This is a genomic window from Gilliamella sp. B3482, assembly GCF_026536805.1.
Lineage (GTDB): Bacteria > Pseudomonadota > Gammaproteobacteria > Enterobacterales > Orbaceae > Gilliamella > Gilliamella apicola_E.
Genome location: NZ_JAFNNL010000001.1, coordinates 234,600 through 253,194, shown reverse-complemented (window position 1 = coordinate 253,194; position 18,595 = coordinate 234,600). Strand labels below are relative to the sequence as shown.

Annotated in this window: 17 protein-coding genes and 1 pseudogene; 14 read left to right on the top strand and 4 right to left on the bottom strand. The window is 33.7% G+C overall.

Going from position 1 to position 18,595, the window contains the following annotated elements; genetic code table 11:
• The first annotated feature begins 90 nt into the window (after positions 1-90).
• The 11 genes and pseudogenes from J3U18_RS01195 to celB all read left to right on the top strand — a co-directional run bounded on the left by J3U18_RS01195 (position 91) and on the right by celB (position 14,434).
• A complete protein-coding gene (locus J3U18_RS01195; RefSeq protein ID WP_267352716.1) occupies positions 91-4,497 on the top strand; it encodes an autotransporter outer membrane beta-barrel domain-containing protein in 4,407 nt (1,468 codons plus the stop codon).
• A gap of 204 nt (positions 4,498-4,701) precedes the next feature.
• Positions 4,702-5,934, top strand: coding sequence for a serine/threonine transporter SstT (gene sstT / locus J3U18_RS01190; RefSeq protein ID WP_065563085.1), 1,233 nt, complete (start codon positions 4,702-4,704; stop codon positions 5,932-5,934).
• 157 nt (positions 5,935-6,091) lie between these two features.
• Positions 6,092-7,087, top strand: coding sequence for an MDR family oxidoreductase (locus J3U18_RS01185; protein WP_267352715.1), 996 nt, complete (start codon positions 6,092-6,094; stop codon positions 7,085-7,087).
• Between the two features lie 420 nt (positions 7,088-7,507).
• Entirely contained in the window at positions 7,508-7,735 is a 228-nt protein-coding gene (locus J3U18_RS01180; RefSeq protein ID WP_220224972.1) for a ChaB family protein, read from the top strand.
• A gap of 122 nt (positions 7,736-7,857) precedes the next feature.
• Positions 7,858-8,142, top strand: a pseudogene (locus J3U18_RS11865) (YciI family protein).
• A gap of 164 nt (positions 8,143-8,306) precedes the next feature.
• Complete coding sequence (locus J3U18_RS01170) at positions 8,307-9,737, top strand: 6-phospho-beta-glucosidase (protein ID WP_267352714.1); 1,431 nt, start codon at positions 8,307-8,309, stop codon at positions 9,735-9,737.
• 25 nt (positions 9,738-9,762) lie between these two features.
• A complete protein-coding gene (locus J3U18_RS01165; RefSeq protein ID WP_065563107.1) occupies positions 9,763-10,080 on the top strand; it encodes a PTS cellobiose transporter subunit IIB in 318 nt (105 codons plus the stop codon).
• A 133-nt stretch (positions 10,081-10,213) separates the two neighbouring features.
• Positions 10,214-12,217: a BglG family transcription antiterminator gene (locus J3U18_RS01160; RefSeq protein WP_267352713.1), complete on the top strand. Its 2,004-nt coding sequence runs from the start codon at positions 10,214-10,216 to the stop codon at positions 12,215-12,217.
• A gap of 2 nt (positions 12,218-12,219) precedes the next feature.
• On the top strand, positions 12,220-12,561 hold the full coding sequence (locus tag J3U18_RS01155; protein ID WP_065563080.1) for a PTS cellobiose transporter subunit IIA: 342 nt from the start codon (positions 12,220-12,222) through the stop codon (positions 12,559-12,561).
• Positions 12,562-12,572: 11 nt separating this feature from the next.
• The gene (locus J3U18_RS01150; protein WP_267352712.1) at positions 12,573-13,070 is read left to right on the top strand and encodes a 5-oxoproline transporter, DUF979 family subunit; all 498 of its coding nucleotides are present in this window, start codon (positions 12,573-12,575) and stop codon (positions 13,068-13,070) included.
• Positions 13,071-13,084: 14 nt separating this feature from the next.
• Positions 13,085-14,434 carry a PTS cellobiose transporter subunit IIC gene (gene celB / locus J3U18_RS01145; RefSeq protein WP_267337484.1) on the top strand — a complete coding sequence of 450 codons (1,350 nt, stop codon included), beginning with the start codon at positions 13,085-13,087 and terminating at the stop codon, positions 14,432-14,434.
• Positions 14,435-14,552: 118 nt separating this feature from the next.
• On the opposite strand, the gene rplI is transcribed toward celB, so the two are convergent.
• Genes rplI through rpsF form a run of 4 tightly spaced genes read right to left on the bottom strand, consistent with a single transcriptional unit; the run spans position 14,553 to position 15,935 of the window.
• Positions 14,553-15,002 (bottom strand): 50S ribosomal protein L9, encoded by a 450-nt coding sequence (gene rplI, locus J3U18_RS01140; RefSeq protein WP_065563077.1) that lies wholly within the window; start codon positions 15,000-15,002, stop codon positions 14,553-14,555.
• A 22-nt stretch (positions 15,003-15,024) separates the two neighbouring features.
• On the bottom strand, positions 15,025-15,252 hold the full coding sequence (gene rpsR, locus J3U18_RS01135; RefSeq protein ID WP_025314965.1) for a 30S ribosomal protein S18: 228 nt from the start codon (positions 15,250-15,252) through the stop codon (positions 15,025-15,027).
• Positions 15,253-15,256: 4 nt separating this feature from the next.
• Positions 15,257-15,568, bottom strand: a complete 312-nt coding sequence (priB, locus tag J3U18_RS01130; RefSeq protein ID WP_065563076.1) for a primosomal replication protein N — start codon at positions 15,566-15,568, stop codon at positions 15,257-15,259.
• Positions 15,552-15,935 (bottom strand): 30S ribosomal protein S6, encoded by a 384-nt coding sequence (gene rpsF / locus J3U18_RS01125; RefSeq protein WP_034882519.1) that lies wholly within the window; start codon positions 15,933-15,935, stop codon positions 15,552-15,554. The genes priB and rpsF overlap by 17 nt, the downstream gene beginning before the upstream one ends.
• A 358-nt stretch (positions 15,936-16,293) precedes the next feature.
• Here rpsF and hinT point away from each other — a divergent pair, with 358 nt between their 5' ends.
• From hinT to nagZ, 3 genes are read left to right on the top strand one after another with little or no spacing between them, the layout of a single operon-like run.
• Complete coding sequence (gene hinT / locus J3U18_RS01120; protein WP_267330180.1) at positions 16,294-16,641, top strand: purine nucleoside phosphoramidase; 348 nt, start codon at positions 16,294-16,296, stop codon at positions 16,639-16,641.
• A 5-nt stretch (positions 16,642-16,646) separates the two neighbouring features.
• Positions 16,647-17,252: a penicillin-binding protein activator LpoB gene (locus J3U18_RS01115; protein WP_267352711.1), complete on the top strand. Its 606-nt coding sequence runs from the start codon at positions 16,647-16,649 to the stop codon at positions 17,250-17,252.
• Complete coding sequence (gene nagZ, locus J3U18_RS01110; RefSeq protein ID WP_267352710.1) at positions 17,252-18,298, top strand: beta-N-acetylhexosaminidase; 1,047 nt, start codon at positions 17,252-17,254, stop codon at positions 18,296-18,298. The genes J3U18_RS01115 and nagZ overlap by 1 nt, the downstream gene beginning before the upstream one ends.
• Positions 18,299-18,595: the final 297 nt, after the last annotated feature.

Here is an 18,595-nt window from a genome sequence, read left to right as displayed (position 1 = left end):
ACATTATTCAAGAGTTTCATTAATTAAGTTTTTCATGTTTTTAAATTAAAAATTGGATTATAACCAATAAAAGATTTAGTGAGATAAAATATGAATAAAATAAATAAGTTAATTTTGAATTCGCAATATGCTGTTAGTAATTCAAGGAAAGGAAAATTTAAAGGTAAAGCATTTCTAATCAAATTTATTACTACAACAAGCATAACTTTAGCAATGACAAATCCAAGCTTTGCTCAGTGTATTACTAGCGATCCAAATAATCAGGCTTGTACCGGTGATGTAAATAATCCCAACGGTAATGGGTATGAAAATACAAATTCTTCTGATATTTTCTCATTTGTCCAATCTGATGGATCCATTACAGGTAGTAAAAATGGGGTAGAAATTAATTACCATGGCAATGGTATTTTGAGCATCAATACATTAGCGAAAGTTTTTGGTAACGGAGGGGATGGAATTAATGCTCAAAATAGTAGCAATTCACAAGATATCAAAATAACACAATTAGTGAGTGGTGAAACGAGAGGGAGTAAATCGGGCATAGAGGCTACTAATAATGGTAAAGGTTTAACCATTATTAATACAGCTGGAATAATCTCTGGTAATCAGGATAACGGTATATCAGTGCTCAATGGGACTCAATCTACCGATTTAACTATTAATCAATCAAGAGGCAGTATTGAAGGGCATAATCGTGGAATAAGTGCTGAAAATCAAGGTAATGGTATCTCTGAAATCATTGTTTCCGGTAATGTGAATGGATTGAGTAGTGAAGGTATATTTGTAAAAAATAGCACTAATAGCAAGAATATTACAATTAATCAATATGATGGTAGTACGGTTAGTGGGCAAAGTTATGGTTTGGCCGCTTATAATAATGGTAAGGAACAAACTGATATCACCATTGCTGGTTATGTTGAAGGTCGTAATAATGATGCAATTTATTCAGAGTCGTCAAGTACAACATCAGATGTCTTTTTAACGCAAATGGCTGATTCTCAAATTAAAGGTCATAATAACGGTATTAATATTCTTAATAATGGTAATGGATTTAGTGATTTAATCATTTCTGGTTCGGTAACAGGTGAGCAAATTGATGGTATTGTTGCTAAAAATCTTTCAGATACATCAACTGCTATGTCTTTGAGACAGTTAGGCGGTAGTATTTATGGTCATGTGAATGGTGTGAATTTATTGAATAATGGTAATGGTGATACCACTATCTCAACTAAAAATAATATTCAGGGTGATCAACAAGATGGTATTGTAGTTGTAAATGGAACTAGTTCTAGTAATATAAAATTAAATCAGATATCAGGTACGATTAAAGGTCATAATAATGGCATAAATATCACTAATAATGGTAAAAAGTCGACGATCATTTCAACTTCTGGTGTTGTTGAAGGTGCTCAAAACGATGGAATTAGGGCAATCAATAACAATTCGACAACCTCTAATATGAGCGTTATTCAGTCAAATGGCACAATTCATGGAAATCTTAATGGCATAAATGTAACGAATAATGGACAGGGCTATACGTCAATTCAAACAGCTAAAAATATTATTGGTGATCAAAATGATGGTATTGTGGTTACTAACGGTAATACATCAAGTGATTTAACGATAATCCAATCAGCAGGTAGTATTGCTGGCAAACTTCGTGGCATTAATTTAACCAATAATGGAAAAGGGAATACAAATGTTAATCTTAGTGGCTCAGTAACAGGCGATATTAATGAAGGCGTTGTAGTTCAAAATGGTACACAATCAAGTCACTTAAATTTAATTCAGATAGCAGGAAAAATCAAAGGTTTATTAAATGCGGTTAATTTAGTTAACAATGGTGTCGGTTCAACAAGTGTCAAAACTTCAGGCGATTTAGAGAGTGTTCAACAACATGGTTTGTTCGTTTTAAATAATAGTACAGCCAATAATCTTAATATTGATCAATTTGGAGGTACGATTACAGGTAATTATAATGGACTTAATGTAACCAATAAAGGAAGTGGAACGACTGAAATAAAAATTGCAGGTAAGGTTTTTGGTAATAATTCTGATGGCATTTTTGTGCTTAATGATGTTGCGGCACAGAACTTAATTGTTTCTTTGAACGACTCAGGTTTTGTTAAGGGCCATAATAAAGGACTCAATTTAACAAATAAAGGAAATGGCGAAACAAAAATTCTCTTAAATGGCAACATTGAAGCTGATCAAGATGATGCTATTTATGCTATAAATGAAAATAATGCTACTAACTTGACTGTTCAACAATTAGCAACCAGTAGCCTTAATGGTTTAAGAAATGGCATAGAATTAGAGAATACAGGATCTGGTTCTACAACTATTACTACTTATGGAACGGTTAGTGGTGAACAACAAGCTGGTATAGTTATTAATAATCGAGGTACAAGCACTGATGTTAATGTTAAACAAAATTCTGGAACAATTTTTGGTAAAAATAATGGAATAACAATCAATAACAGCGGTACTGGCTCAACGGTTATTGATATCTATGATACGGTTTATGCGAATGGGACCGATGTAAACAATAATTTAGATGCGGGTATCTATACAACGGGTAAATCAGACACAACAACTAATATTAACCTTAATGATGGTTCTAATGTTTATTCTGTTCTTGGTACTGCAATAAGAAATGATGTGACCAATTCTATTGTTAATTTAAATAGTGGTTCTAAAGTAAGTGGTAAAATATTGCTAGGAACAGGTGATGATACGCTTAATATCAATCAAGGCTCTGATATTTCAGATTTAACCATGATTGATGGTGGACGTAAAAATATTCGAGCTAGTTCATCGAATGAAATGGATGTTCTTAATTTTAGTACCCATCTAGTTGGATCTTCTGATTCAGTAGGTATTCGTGGTGATGTAGCGATCCTTAACTGGGAAAATATCAATGTTGGTTCAAACGGAAGGTTATCATTAACTGGTAACTTAAATACCGATAAGCTTACTCTAAATTCAAATGCTATTTTAGATTTTGTTCCAAGGATACATCAAGCTTCGGTAAGTGGCGATGTTTATAATAGTGGTACTATTGCGCTGAATAATAATTTTACTGGAGATCATCTAACTATAACCGGTAATTATATTGGTAATAATGGTCAGCTTTTGCTTGATACAGTATTGCAAGATAGTAGTAGCTCAACTGATAAGTTGTTTATTGGAGGGAATGCTTCCGGAAATACATTGGTTAAAATAACCAATATTGGTGGATTAGGTGCAGATACAGGTAATACGAATGGTATTGAAATTGTCAATGTTAATGGTGTAAGTTCGAACGATGCATTTAATTTAGAAGGATCACATTTAGATGTGGGCGCTTATGAATACTATTTACATAAAGGTGATATTAATCAACAAAATAATAACTGGTACTTACGTTCTAGTAAACCTACTGAACCAACTAATCCGACGAATCCAACCAATCCAACCAATCCAACAAACCCAACAAACCCAACAAACCCAACAAACCCAACAAACCCAGAGCAACCTGTTAATCCAGTGTCTCCGAATAAGGTTGCTTATCGTAAAGAAGTACCAATGTTTGCTGGGGTAGCGGCACAATTACGTCAGGCTGATTTAATTATGCAAGCAAATATGCATCAACGTATTGGTAATACTTTACTACCAGACTCAGAAATTAGTTGGGGACGAATAATCGCTGAGCGCACAGATATAAAACAAAATGGTATAGCTGATACACATAGCAAAGGAAATTATACTGGTTTCCAAATAGGTAGCGATATCTGGAAAAAAGAAGATAGCTATTGGCGTGCAGGTGGTTACTTCGGTTATTTACATGGTAGTTTAGATGTTGATGGTTTTGCCAGCAGTATGAAAGGATATGTAGGAAAAAATCGCTCAAATAGTTATTTCTTAGGTCTCTATGGCAACTATATGGATGAGAATGGGGCTTACTTAGATTTGGTGTTCCAAGGGGGGCGTCATAAAGTAGACATTAAACCAAATTATAATAAAAATAGTAAACAAAAAGGAATAGGGTTAAGTGCTTCTGCGGAAGTCGGTAAAGCATTTGATTTAAATTATTATGATTGGCGAATTGAACCTCAGTTTCAAATTATTCACCAATGGATGAATCTTAATAATAGTCATATAAGTGGTAATACCACCGTCAAACAAAGTCATAATGATTCATGGCTTTTCCGAGTGGGTGCTAGACTTGAAAATCATTTTCAGTCAGAGTTAGGAACATTCCACCCTTATACTCGTTTAAATTTATACTATTCGCCCGATGGTTCAGATCGTATAAGATTTGATTGTTCCAGAGCCTCAACTAAATTTAATAGTGGTGCTGGTTATACAAGTACGGAATTGGCTATTGGTGGTAGTTATGAATTTAATAATCAAGTTAGTGCTTATACTGAGATTGGTCATACTTGGTCCAATAGTGGAGATGCAAACGTTAAGTCGCCAATTAATGGCTCTTTAGGAATAAGAGCTAATTGGTAACACGAGTAATAAACTAAGTTGTTTATCTTCCTGACCGATACTTTTAATAGAAAGTATCGGTTTTTTTCTTTATTCATTTAAAATAATTAATCTTAATAATTAATCTAAGTCATATAAAAAATAGTTATCATAATAATTTTTTTATAGTTTTAAGATTTATTTATGGTAATGTTTTTGCATTGTTTTGTTATATAAGGAAGTTCCATGACTCATTCAACCAATCCTTTGGTGCGTTTTTATTTTAAAGTAGGGCTTATTCCTCAAATTGTTTTGGGTTTGCTCTTAGGTATAACATTAGCAGCAATTTCTAAAGACGTTGCGTTAAATATGTCTTTTATTGGCTCGCTTTTTATTAATGCCTTAAAATCAGTCGCGCCAATTTTGGTACTTATTTTAGTTATTGCGTCAATATCTAATCACCAACGTGGTAAACGCGCTAATATGGGTAAACTTTTTGCCCTATATTTTTCGGGAATGATGTTGGCCGCTTTGTTAGCAACTATTGCTAGTTTCATCTTCCCTTCTGATATTTCATTAGGTGATGCTGCTGATCAGAGTAAATTAACACCTCCAGGTAGTATTATTGAAGTATTAAAAACTCTGCTAAATAAAATGATAGACAATCCAGTTAATGCGCTTGTTAATGCTAACTATATTGGGCTCATTGTTTGGGGAGTCGGAATTGGGATTGCATTAAGACACTCAAGTGAAACAACCAAAACAATGATGAGCGATCTTTCTTTAGCAATTTCATTCATTGTAAAAATCATTATTCGTTTTGCTCCATTAGGGGTTTTTGGTTTGGTTGCTTCAACACTTGCAGAAACAGGATTTGGTGAATTACTTAAGTATGCTCATCTATTAGTTGTATTAGTGTCTTGTATGTTAATTGTGGCATTAATTATTAATCCATTATTAGCTTATATTGTAATGCGTAAAAATCCGTATCCATTAGTTTTTACCTCATTAAAAGATAGTGCTATTCCTGCTTTCTTTACTCGTAGCTCAGCAGCAAATATTCCAGTTAATATCGAAATTTGTAAAAAATTAAAAATGGATGAAGATACTTATTCTGTCGCTGTACCACTGGGAGCAGCAATTAATATGTCAGGAGCGGCAATTACTATCACTATTTTAACGTTAGCTACCGTAAATTCTTTGCATATAGACGTTGATATTCTTTCTGCAGTATTACTTTGTATTGTGACGAGTATATGCGCTTGTGGTGCATCAGGAATCGCAGGTGGTTCATTACTGCTTATTCCTGTCGCTTGTAGTATGTTTGGAATACCTAACGAAATTTCAGCTAAAGTCATTGGTATCGGTATAGCTATTGGTGTTATTCAAGATTCGGTTGAAACTGCGCTTAATTCATCAAGTGATGTTGTATTTATTGGTGCAGTATCAGAAAAAGTAAATCGTGGAAAAACTAGATAATGATATCTTAATCTTAAGTTAACCAATATTTATTATTAAGCCTGATAACTATCAGGCTTTTAAATTAATTGAATAGTGCTTTTACTCATCAAATTATTGCATTTGGTTATTTGACTATTTATTATGATTTTATTGCTGTAGGTATTAAGGAATTATCATGTCATTCAACGCCATTATTTTAGAAAAAGATGAGATTAATGGGTTTTCACATTCATTAAAAACCATCACTAAACAACAGTTGCTGCAACAACAGGGTGATACTCTAGTTCAAATTCACTATTCAAGCATCAATTATAAAGATGCATTAGCGTTAACTAATAAAAGTCCTGTTGTTAGGCAATGGCCTATGGTGCCGGGTATTGATGGTGTCGGTACAGTTATTGAATCAAGCAGTGATCGTTATCAAGCTGGTGATACTGTTATTTTAAATGGTTGGGGATGTGGTGAAACCCATTGGGGGTGTCTGGCGCAATATGCTTACTTAAAATCAGATTGGTTAATTCCATTACCCCAAAATATCACACCCTATCAATCGATGATTATTGGCACCGCTGGATATACTGCTGCATTGTGTGTAAAACGTATTGTTGATTTTGGGATAAAACCACAAAGCGGAACAGTACTGGTGACAGGGGCGAGTGGCGGAGTTGGCTCAGTTGCGGTAGCTTTATTAAGCAAATTGGGTTATCAAGTTACTGCATCAACAGGTAAATTAACTGACAAAGAATATTTAAACAAACTTGGTGCAAGCAATATTATTGATAGTAAACAGTTGAAAGAGGCTGGTAAACCTTTACAAAAAGAACAGTGGTCAGCCGTTGTTGATGTGGTTGGCTCTCATACCTTAGCTAATGTATGTGCCCAAACTCAGTATGGTGGCATTGTAGCTTGTTGTGGGCTAGCACAAGGAATGGATTTCCCGGCAACTGTCGCACCTTTTATTTTGCGCGGGGTAACATTGGCAGGTATCGACAGCGTAATGGCAAGTTATGATAATCGTATTGCCGCATGGAACTTATTAGCTCGGCATTTAGATGATAAAATTTTGGCTCATATAGGCAATACTATTCGCTTAGATGAGTGTGTTGATACTGCGCAGAACATGATAGTAGGCCAAACAAAAGGTCGTTTTGTGGTAGATGTGAACAAATAAAATAATTTTAAATTGAATTTTATGCAGATTTTTGCTGTTTTATTGAACGCAATTTATTTTTTATTTAAATTTTTTTGTTTTCTATGATTAGCAAAATCGTCACCTATGCAAGTAGCTAAATTATTTACTGTCAAGTATTTAGCTGCTTTGCATGTGTTAGCCGTTTTCAACTATTCAATTGGATAGTTTTGTTAATTACACTAAAGGTTAGCTATTTGGATCTTATTTTTAGCCAAAATACCGCAATGGTGAGCTAGCTGATAAAAGAAAAAATAGGGTGATTAATCAAAGCAAATTAAAACTTGTATTCTTGCCAAAAAGAGACTAAATTTTAAACGTATTTTGATTTTGTAGCAGCTTTAACTTTTACCGTTTTTAAATTTTCATTCATGTATGACTAATTTATTGAGGAAATGTTATATGCCATATCAAACACGAGATGATTTACCCGAATCTGTACGCCATGTTTTACCCGAACATGCTCAAGATATTTTTAAAGAATCTTTTAACAATGCCATAAAAGAGTACCAAGATCCCAAAAAAAGACGAGATAAAAGTTCGCCAGAGCAAATCGCATTTAGAGTGGCGTGGTCAGCTGTAGAAAAGGTTTACCGCAAGAATGAAAATGGTCAATGGGAACGCAAGTAAAAACTCAATACTATAAATGCTATCAAGTCCACAACTAAGTTATTATAGATATGGGTTTATTATCAATATGTATAGTCAATAAAAACTAGCTATTAAGCTGGTTTTTTATATGGAGAATTATTATGTTTATATTCACCCTCACTTATATTAAACCCATTAGTGAAGTTGAAAAATTTTTACAGCAGCATATCGATTACCTTGAAGATAATTATCGATAGGGACATTTTATTGCTTCAGGCCGAAAAGTGCCACGTACTGGCGGTGTGATACTTTGTCGTGCTGAGAATAAAGAACAAGCATTAACTATAATGCAAAAAGATCCGTTTTATATTCAGCAAATTGCCCAGTACGATATTATCGAATTTGTACCGTCCAAATATGCCGCTGGTTTTGAACAATTTATTTAGTTAATGAGCACGGTAAGCGCAATTTAATTTTTTTAATCATCACGCTTTTACATCTATTTTCTTTGCGTATATTTTCCTGATCAATACGGAAAAAGTTGGTTAGTAATTCAAATTTTTTCCTTTTATACTGTATTTAATCTCTCATTTAATACAGGTATTTGATCATGAATAATAAAGGTTTACCAAAAGATTTTTTATGGGGTGGTGCGGTTGCTGCTCATCAATTAGAGGGTGCTTGGCAAGCTGGTGGTAAGGGGCCTAGTGTTGCCGATGTGATGACTGTTGGATCGCCTAAAAGTTATCGAAAAATTACCGAAGGAATCATTCCTGGTGAGTATTATCCTAATCACGAGGCTATCGACTTTTATCATCATTATAAAGATGATATTAAACTCTTCGCTGAAATGGGGTTTAAATGTTTTCGAACTTCGATTGCTTGGACTCGAATCTTCCCGAAAGGTGATGAGCTTGCACCAAATGAAGAAGGGTTGAAGTTTTATGATGATCTTTTCGATGAATGTTTAAAATATAATATTGAGCCGGTTGTTACCCTTTCGCACTTTGAATTACCTTATTATCTAGTTAACGAATATGGTGGCTTCCGTAATCGTAAATTAATTGATTTCTTTGTTCGCTTTGCTGAGGTCTGTTTTGATCGTTATAAAAATAAAGTGAAATATTGGATGACCTTTAATGAGATCAATAACCAAGCTAATTTTAATGAAGATTTTGCGCCTTTCACTAACTCAGGTATTTATTACAAAGCAGGTGATAACAGAGAAGAAATCATGTATCAAGCTGCACATTATGAATTAGTTGCAAGCGCAAAAGCGGTGCAAATAGGTCATGCTATCAATCCTGATTTTCAAATTGGTTGTATGATTGCTGTTGTGCCAATCTATCCGGAAACCTGTAAACCAGGTGATATCTTAATGGCTCATAAAGTCATGGAACGTAAGTATTTCTTTACTGATGTTCATGTTCATGGTCAATATCCTAATCATATTATCAAATACTGGCAACGCAAAGGCTTTAAATTAGACGTGACAAGCCAAGATCTCGAAGTATTAGAAAACGGTACAGTCGATTACATTGGTTTTAGTTATTACATGTCTAATGCGATTAGAAAAAAATCAGATAACTATGAATATAATGAAAAAACCGATTTAATTGGTAATCAATACGTTAAAAAATCTGATTGGGGGTGGCAGATCGATCCTGAAGGTTTGCGCTATACATTAAATTGGCTAACTGATATGTATCATTTACCGCTTTTCATTGTGGAAAATGGATTTGGTGCATATGATAAAGTTGAAGCTGATGGAAGTATTCATGATAGTTATCGTATTGAATATCTTCGAGAACATATTAAACAAATGAAGTTAGCGGTTGAAGAAGATGGTGTAGATTTGATGGGATATACTCCATGGGGTTGTATTGATTTAGTGTCAGCTGGAACCGGTGAAATGGAAAAACGTTACGGCTTTATTTATGTTGATAAAGACAATAAAGGTAATGGAACCTTAAAACGTAGCCGTAAAGATTCATTTACTTGGTATAAAAAAGTCATTGAGTCAAATGGTGAAACCTTATAACGATTTAAATTCATTAGGAGAAGTTATGAAAAAAGCGTTAATTATTTGTGCAGCTGGTATGTCATCATCGCTTATGGCCAAAAAGGTAACTGAATTTTTTGCTAGTAAAAATGTACCTATTGAACTTGATGCGGTATCTGCAACTGAAGGTAGTAATAAAATTAAAAATAGTGATTTTTCACTGTTTTTAATTAGTCCGCAAACAATGATGATGTTTGATAAATTAAAAGCATTAGGTGATGAAGTGGGTAAACCTGTTGTAAGTATTCCTTTTCAGGCTTATATTCCAATTCAATCTGGTATTGAACAACTAGCTAAATTAGTTGAGGACAATATTAATTAATTTTAGGCAAATCTGAGTTCTACCGTTCTTGATGCGATTGTTTAGTTTAATAATCGCATCATAGAAGTAGCTTATATTTTAATGACTTGATCTTTTAGGATAATTCTCATTAATAGTTAAGGTATAGTAGATAATGATAAAACAAAAACAACGAGAACTTATTAGTTTATTGATTCGTTCTAAAAATGGATTTAAAAGTAGTCAAGAACTCGCGGAGGAATTATCGTTATCAGATCGTACTGTACGTACCTATCTTAAAGATTTAAAAACATTAATAGAACGCAATGGCGGTAATATAGTTAGTAAACAAGGCTATGGTTTTCAACTTGAAATATTAGATCGAACTGTATTTAATTTATTTTTGATTGAATATCATTTATTAGATAAAAATATTGAGAAATCCCAATGCCGGGAGGCAAGTGAACGAAAGCACTATATCCTTAATTTATTATTACTTGAAAGCCAAAAAATTGATGTTGAAGCATTATCTGAACAGCTATTTATTAGCTCATCCCAATTGAATAAAGATATTGCGGAAATTAAGTCCCAATTACAACCTTATGAACTCACGCTTAATAAAAGCCATTCTTTAATTTATGTTGATGGTGAAGAAAAAGCTAAACGTCATTTTATTATGAGTTACTTTTTTCATGAGGATTCAATCAATTTTTTACACCATTTATCCTATTTTAATCAAGCATGTGAAGCAATTAGCTTTGATACCTTAACTATCATTATTTTAGATGAGTGTCGTGAAGCGAATATCAAATTATCTGATGTAATGATTCAAAATATAGTCTTACATTTGTCGTTAAGTATTAAACGTTTGCAGTCGGGTCTTACAATCCAAAATCTTGATTTACTTGTTTCAGCTGATTCAGCTATTGAATATCAAGTTGCTAATCGAATCATCGCTCGTATTGAATCAATAATTGGTTTTCATTTTCCTAAAGAAGAGCAGATGTACCTTACGCTACATTTGATGAGTAAATCAAATTTAATCCAAGACGATCTTGATGAAGAACTTGGTTCTTTATTAACTAATTTACTTTTAAAAATTGAACAAGAAACAGGCTATCCTTTTTGGCATGATGAACAGTTGAAAAATGGGTTAATTCAGCATTTAAAACCAATGCTTGTGCGTTTAGCGCAGAATATAAAATTAGAAAATCCTCTAATAGATGAAATTAAAAGCCAATATGGTGAAGTTTTTGGGTTAGTTAAGCATTACTTCAATCAATTACCCAATTTAAATAAATATAATGTTATTGATGATGAGTGGGGGTATTTAGCACTTCATTTTCTGGCATCACTGGAAAAATTAAAAAATGAACAGAAAGCTAAAGTATTAATTATCTGCGCAACGGGGCTTGGTAGTGCACAATTACTTAAAAATCGAGTAGAAAGTGAATTTGATGAGCGAGTAAAAATTATAGCAACACGTGGTTATTATGAAATAGAACAAGAGATGTTAAATGATATCGATTTTATTATTTCTTCTGTCGATTTATCATCCAAAGTATTTAAAGTACCAGTATTTCATGTCTCTGTATTTTTTTGTGAGGAAGATGTTCAAGCAATTCGTCGATATCTTTCTCATAGACAAGCCCCCAATTCATTACCCAAAAATTTCTTACCAATTGATGATAAAAAACAGAATCATTCAAAATATATAGCTCAAGTATTTGATGAAATTGCTGCTGATTATTTTTATTTGTGTCCCAATAAACCATCTAAACAAGCCCTGTTGGATCATTTGCTTGATTTATTATCTATCAATGAATCAAAGAACTTTAAGCAAGAGATGAAAAAACAGATGGAAAAAAGGATTGCGTTAGGTGAAATAATCTTTAGTCCAACCATAGTGGTTCCTCATCCAGCTATTCCAGTAGGTAAGATAGCCAAAATAGCGATTGCTGTTATTCCTCAAGGTGTGAGTTGGGATATAAATTATCAAGATGTTAAGTTTATTTTTATGATTTCTCCATCAATATACCAAAATTCCAACTTAGCTATGATGACCAAGGCGATTGTCAATTTAATTGATGATTTAGCTATGCAAGATGCAATGTTAGAAATTACCGATTTTAATCAATTCAAATCTTACTTTATCCAATTAATTGAAAAAGGAGCGTAGCAATGACTGACATAATGAGCTCGGAGGATATTCAAATTACTGCTTTCAATATTATTTTGCATAGTGGTAATGCCAAAACCAAAATCCACCTTGCATTTAAAGCGATGAGAGAGGCTAATTTCGAACAAGCAACGCAGTTACTTGAAGAAGCCAATCATGAGATTTTAGAAGCACATAAATCTCAAACTGAATTGCTTCAATCTTATGCAAGTGGCACTAAAATTGAGATGGAAATCATTATGGTTCATGCTCAAGATCATTTGATGACGACAATGACATTGAGAGAAATTGCTATTGAGATGTCCCATCTATATCAACAAACATATAAGTTATCAAATCAATAAAGAGGTTTGAGATGAATACACCACTAGAAAGCCAACTTAAATTACATAAAAAAGTTAGTTTGACTAACCTCTATTTTAATCGCTTTTTAGCGGTTCGTTATGCTACAGCATTTTTTTTGTTTATAAATCTCTATTGGGCAGTTTTTTTGATGGGAAGTTTATCTATAGCTATCGTGCTACCTATTATGCTCATAATACTTGCTACGCTAACCAGTTTTGAGCAAATTAAACTTTATCGAAATCATAAAAACCATCTACGCTATGCCAGTTTATTTTATCAAATAATGTTGATATTTATCATTGCGTTAATTGTTTCGATATTCACTCCATTATTTCACTTTTTCTTTCCATTCTTAAAAAATTCACAAGAGGCTATAAACATACTATTGGGAATAATGTTAACAAGTTTAGTTTTTACAATTCTTATATTAATAAAATTGAAAAAAATCGAACGTAATGAGGATAAACATTTTAAAAGAATTCAAGCTTATCAAGAAATCATTAATTAAATGAGGAAAACAAAATGAATACCGGATTTGTGTTGCTACAAAAATATCTAATGACTCCGATGGCTAAAATATCGCAGTTTAAGATTGTAAGGGCAGTAATGGCAGCGGGGATGGCATCAGTTCCTTTTTGTATCGTTGGGTCGATGTTTTTAGTATTTAATACATTACCAATGACATTTACTGGATTAGAAACTCTTTTCCAAAATACCATTTTCAAAGTAAGCGATCTTTATATGATTGCGAACACTGCGACAATGGGAATATTGGCGCTTTATTTTAACATTGTAGTTGGTTATGAATTAACCAAAATTGAGGAAGAAGAAACCGGTTTAAAAGTGAATGCGCTTAATGGTGCTATGTTATCAGTATTTGCTTTTGTTATGACTTTACCGGAATTAGTTCTACAAAATGGTTCTATGGTATTGCTTAGTGACCAAAGTGAAGTCTTCAATGGATTACGATTACAACCATTTGTTTTCCGATTAGGTACTTCGGGTATTTTTATTGCAATAGTAATGGCTATTGTGGCAACTCAACTTTATTTCCTCTGTGTACGTCGTAATTGGGTGGTTAAAATGCCTGAAACCGTTCCATTAGGTGTATCACGCTCATTTACTGCACTAATTCCAACCTTTGTTATTGCTTTTACAGTTATTATTTTAAACGGTATTTTAATTTTCTTTGGTACTGATATTTTCGATATTATTGGTGTTCCATTTACCTTTGTAACCAATTTGACTAAAAGCTGGCTTGGTATTATGGTAATTTTATTTTTAATTCATGCGCTTTGGGTTGTAGGTATTCATGGTGCAAGTATCATTGGTGCTTTTATAACACCAATAATGCTGGCTAATATGAATGAAAACGTTGGTGGTGCTCATATTCCATTTGCGGGAGAGTTTAACAATTCTTTGGTTATTTTAGGTGGTTCAGGTTCTACACTTCTTATGACATTCTTTATTGCTTTTTGTGCTAAGTCGAGTCAATTGAAAATTTTAGGTCGAGCCTCAGCAGTTCCTGCAATCTTTAATATCAATGAGCCAATTATTTTTGGTATGCCGATAGTTTATAACCCATATCTTGCCATACCATTTTTATTAGCGCCAATGGCTTGTGGTACTTTAGGTTATTTTGCTATAAGTAGTGGTTTTATGAATCCTATTATTGCGCTAGTGCCGTGGCCATCACCAATGGGATTAGGGGCATTTATTGGTACCGGTGGTGATTATCGTGCTATGTTTGTTGCGATACTTTCAGCAATATTAGCTTTGGTGATTTATTTGCCGTTTGTCAAAATGTACGACAATAAACTTTATAAAGAAGAACAAGTAAAATCAGAAACAGAAGTTCAAACTGAAGAATAAGTCACAAAATCGTTTAATGAATTATTCTTGTTAAGGTAGTAATAGATAGAAAAAATAAATTGATATAATAAAAAACCCGTTATAGTCAACGGGTTTTTTTATTGCTATTATCTGATGATTATTCAGGAATAATCTCAACAATAATTTTAGCAAAAGCTTCGCTATGTACTTGGAATAACACTTCGTGTTCACCAGTAGTACGTAATACACCATTTGGCAGGCGAACTTCGCTTTTTGATACTTGAATACCACGAGCTTTAACTGCATCAGCGATATCACGAGTACCAATTGAACCGAATAGACGACCTTCATCACCCGCTTTAGAAGTAATAGTTACTTTACCTAATGCATTGATTTCAGATACGCGCTCTTCTGCGGCTTTTAACGTTTCAGCTAGTTTTGCTTCTAATTCAGCACGACGCGCTTCAAAGAATTCAATATTCTTTTTAGTCGCAGGTACTGCTTTACCTTGTGGAATTAAAAAGTTACGAGCATAACCCGCTTTAACATTAACTTGATCACCTAAGCTGCCTAAATTAGCAACTTTATCGAGTAGAATAATTTGCATTATATGTTCCCTCTGTTGCTAATTACTGATGGTTGTCAGTGTATGGTAATAATGCCAAGTAACGAGCGCGTTTGATAGCGCGAGCTAATTGACGTTGATATTTTGCGCTAGTACCAGTGATACGGCTTGGTACAATTTTACCACTTTCTGTGATATAGCTTTTTAATAAAGAAACATCTTTATAATCAATTTCTTTAACGCCTTCTGCTGTAAAACGGCAGAATTTGCGACGACGGAAATAACGTGCCATTTGGCTATTCTCCTAATAGTTTAATTTGGTCAGCATGTAAAACTAATTGACTGGTTTTATCTCGTTTAGTATGTGTGCTGATAAAGCCACTTACTAATACTTTGCTGCCTTTTTTAATACTGTAACTTAACTCTTGTTGTCCACTGACAATAACTGGCATTGTGCACCATGCTTGTCTTGGGAATCCTGCTTCAATTTGTTCAGAAACGTGTTCTAAATAAAACTGGCAGTGTAAAATCCCACTGGGACTCATTTTTTTTATCGGGGTTTTGGTGACCAAGCCCGACAAAACTAAACGATTATTCTTCTGAATCATCGTCCATGTTTACATCGCTATAATCTTCTTCTGAACTACGACGTTCATCTTTAGCTTTTAGCATAGGTGATGTTTCAGTTACAGCGTGTTTTGTGCGCATAATTAAACTGCGAATTACTGCATCATTGAAACGGAAGTTATCTTCAAGTTCATTTACTGCTTCTTGAGTAGCTTCTACATTCATTAACACATAGTGTGCTTTATGCAGTTTTTCGATAGGATAGGCTAATTGACGACGACCCCAATCTTCTAAACGATGGATTTTTCCACCATCAGTGGTTAATGTACCAGTATAACGTTCAATCATACCAGGTACTTGTTCACTTTGATCTGGGTGAACCATAAATACAATTTCGTAATGACGCATTATCGCTCCCTACGGATTAATCAGCTTTCTGTCGGGGCAACCGCAACCCATTGAAAGCAAGGAACATGAAAATTAAGCGGTTGAAATCGACGGCGCATTATATATCAAATTAATCTCTTTAACAAATGAATAAGTTATAAAAATACGATTTGGCTATTTACGAGCAAAATATAATCTTAATCATCCAAAAAACGGCTACTAGCTCCCTCAAAAACCCCGCTCCTCAACTTTTTTTATCAAAATATGAAGCGTAAATATAAAAATGCAACGATATCTATACATTTTTGTCATTAAAGTATGCTATTCTTAACAGAATAAAAATTTAAAATTAATAGCTATTTTTTTAGGGAGTGTTTATATGGCTGAAGAAACCATTTTTAGTAAGATTATTCGCCGTGAAATTCCTTCTGATATTGTCTTTCAAGATGATAAAGTTACTGCGTTTCGAGATATTTCGCCTCAAGCTCCTACACATATCTTAATTATTCCCAATAAATTGATTCCAACCATAAATCATATAGAAGCGTCTGATGAAGCTTTGCTTGGTCATATGGTGGTAGTGGCGGCTAAAATTGCCAAGCAGGAAGGTATTGATGAAAGTGGTTACCGTTTAATTATGAATTGTAATAAGGATGCGGGACAAGAAGTCTTTCATATTCATATGCATTTATTGGGCGGTAAAAATTTAGGGCGATTAATAGGTTAACTTATATGAAACAGTTTAAACGTACCGCAGTAATTAGTATGCTGGCTTTAAGCTTGGCTGGTTGTCAACTTTTAGGTTCTAATCAAAAAACTGAAGTTAAAGCCCCAATTGAAACACCGAGTGATCCAGGTGTAGTAGATACGCCTCCACAGATTGCAAAGACAATTGATTGGAATACAATTTTATCACCACTTGTAAATAAAATAATGCAATCTTCATCCTCAATTGAAGGCAATAAAGTTTTGTTGATTAGTGATATTCAAAATCGCAGTGGAGATTATTTAGCAACAAATCAGGTTGATGAAACGTTACATAGCTTAATGAATAAACAAAATCTTTTTACTGTCGCTGATAGGCAATCTATCAACCGGGCCAAACAAGCATTAGGTATTTCGGCTGATGATAGACTTGTATCACGAAGCAAAATGATAGGTTTAGCAAAATCAATGAATGCTGGGTATGTGCTTTTTACTACACTTTATAAATCTCCATCAGAAAATGATAATGCAAACCTTTCTATGGAGTTACTTTCAACGCAAACTGGTGAAATTTTACAACGGGTAACATCAAAAGATGTGCCATCGAATAATGTTCAAGGGGCTGCGGAGTAATGGGGCCTTTATTGATTGATGTGCAAGGAACATCGTTAACTAATTCTGATGTAAAGCTTCTACAAAATCCGTTGGTTGCAGGTATCATCTTATTTAGTCGTAATTACGAAGATCCAGAACAATTAACTGAACTGATTAAACAGATTCGTGCTACCACATCTGAGCGTTTATTAATTTCGGTCGATCATGAGGGGGGGCGAGTTCAACGCTTTAAAAAAGGTTTTACCCATATTCCTCCTGCTCAATCATTCGCATTGCTTAATGATATCGAACAGGCTAAATCATTGGCCTTCGATGCTGGCTGGTTGCTGGCTATAGAATTGATTGCCTACGACATCGATCTTAGTTATGCGCCGGTATTAGATTTAGGCCATGAGTGTTTAGCAATTGGTAGTCGATCCTTTCATTCAGATATCAATATTGCTTATCAAATTGCATCATCTATGATTGATGGTATGCATAGTGCAGGAATGAAAACAACGGGTAAACATTTTCCAGGTCATGGTCATGTGATTGCTGATTCTCATAAAGAAACGCCAGTTGATCATCGCTCTAAAGTACTTATTGAAAATGATATGCAGATCTTTGCAAAATTGATTGCTGAAAAGAAACTTGACGCTATTATGCCTGCTCACGTCATTTATCCTGAATTTAATGATAAACCAGCTAGCGGATCAGCATTTTGGCTTAAAACTGTATTACGTGAACAACTACATTTTAATGGCATTATATTTTCGGATGATTTATCAATGGAAGGTGCAGCGATTTTAGGTAATCATGCTCAACGAGCAGAAGCTGCACTTAATGCTGGTTGTGATTTATTATTGGCATGTAATAACCGCAATGGCACATTAGCTATTTTAGATGCGTTGACTAATTTAAATAAAAAACAATCATTACTAACTGATAAAGCAAAACAGTTATTGACGACAACTAAAATCAATTGTGTTGACTTAATTAATAGCCATGATTGGCAAGTTCGTCATAACAATTTAATGAAGTTAAATGAAAAGTGGGAAAATTATAATGCAAGCAGCCATCATTGAAATCGATAATAATTCAAAACTGTTGGCTTATAATAATGTAGCAAAAGCGCTATTTTCTGTTAATTTATTGAATTTAAATCAAAAATTTGATTATCAAAATGTATTTAATTTGGATGCAGCGTTCAATTTAGCTCAGCATGATGATGCTATTATTGTTTTAAATTCGCAGTTTTTTTTATTGCAAAAAGTCCGTGAATCATTCAAAATTACTTTTGTTTTACAACCGGTTGAATATTTAAAAAGACGACTATCAAAAATCAATGTTGTTGGCAGTCATGCTTTTGATATTTTCGCCGT